The sequence below is a fragment of the Candidatus Latescibacterota bacterium genome (genome assembly GCA_019038625.1).
Lineage (GTDB): Bacteria > Krumholzibacteriota > Krumholzibacteriia > Krumholzibacteriales > Krumholzibacteriaceae > JAGLYV01.
Genome location: JAHOYU010000216.1, coordinates 1 through 1,304, shown reverse-complemented (window position 1 = coordinate 1,304; position 1,304 = coordinate 1). Strand labels below are relative to the sequence as shown.

General features: G+C 54.8%; 1 protein-coding gene. It reads right to left on the bottom strand.

Annotated elements, in window-relative coordinates; translation table 11 throughout:
• Window positions 1-105: 105 nt before the first annotated feature.
• Window positions 106-741 (bottom strand): hypothetical protein, encoded by a 636-nt coding sequence (locus KOO63_14445; GenBank protein ID MBU8923014.1) that lies wholly within the window; start codon window positions 739-741, stop codon window positions 106-108.
• Window positions 742-1,304: the final 563 nt, after the last annotated feature.

Here is a 1,304-nt window from a genome sequence, read left to right as displayed (position 1 = left end):
GAGCCCACAGAACGACTTAACAGCACCACACTATCCCCCAAGACAATAATTATGTCCCCCGATCCACCGTCCGCCGCTTGCGGCTTAGCGCCTCTGCAGACAAGCTTAGCATTCCCGCAATCGTCTTGCGTATGGCGAGTTGGGATCGTGACCCGCGTGCAGGGGCCAACCGTCATATTCGGTGACAAACTTCCATTCCTGATGGGGCATTCTGCGTTTGAGCGGGTTCTGGCGGACGTAGCGAATTGTCCGCCGAATGTCGTCGGGATGGTCCAGGAACACCTTCCAACCAGACCGGGCCCAAACCGGATGCCCAGGCGGTCGAGAACCAGAAGCGCTAAGCCGCAAGCGGCAAGACTCTTGGACATTCTCGATCATCTGTTCAGCTTTGTCCTTGTGTTTGCGGATTATCAGGTGTACGTGATCGGGCATGACAGCGCACGCGTAACAGGTGTAGCGATGTCGACTTACCGCCTCGGCGAACCCGGCCGCGATCTCGCGGATTTCCGACGTGTTGAATTCCACCAGCCCAAAGCTGAGCACATCTCCCGCCCGCGAGTAGAACTCGCGAATCTCAGCCGACGGGGGCTGCACTCTCCGACGCCCCTGATGAAGCTCGCCAAGTTCGGCGATAACGTTGATCCCGACAGTCCGCGAGCAACTCCCTCGCGGATCGTTAGGCAACCACCATCCGTAAGCGGTAAGAATCAGATGATGTGCAATGACAATCGCCCGCGCCATGATATTCCCCAGCGGGCGTTTCCGCCCGAGGTGTCGTTTGTTAATCTCGCTGACTGCCGATTCTACATACCGCCAACTCCCGCGTCAAACCGCAAAAGAACCTGCCAAGCCGCAAGCGGCCGCACATCAGCCGCTTGCGGTTTAGCAATTCGTCGGGCTTGAAAAGTCCGAAAGACGTTTTACGTTCAAAAGTGTAAACTCAATACTTAAACCCGCTGTAAACCACGACGTAGCCTGGAAGACAAAGACGGAAGAACGCAAAGATGGATTCATTCACGCATTGCCGTTGTCGTAATTTGGATGCGGTGAGCTCTCGCCGCTTTGGCTTATCGCGGAGCGACGCCGTTCGCTGTCGTCAATTGCCAATTCCCAGTTCCCAATTGCCACGCCTTTTTCCTTGCCTCCCGCTTACCCATCATCGACAATACTGATGTAAAAAAATATCAAATAACATCGTTTATGGTTCGGTATCATTCGAAAAGCTGCCCTCATCACGACGTAGTCCAAAGGACAAATACGGGTCCCCTTTGACCGTCGTGGGTTGCGGCGGTAAACAATTGAGT

Bases quoted from the DNA above. Each gene is read 5' to 3' on its own strand.
- KOO63_14445 (MBU8923014.1), bottom strand. From the start codon at position 741: ATGGCGCGGGCGATTGTCATTGCACATCATCTGATTCTTACCGCTTAC.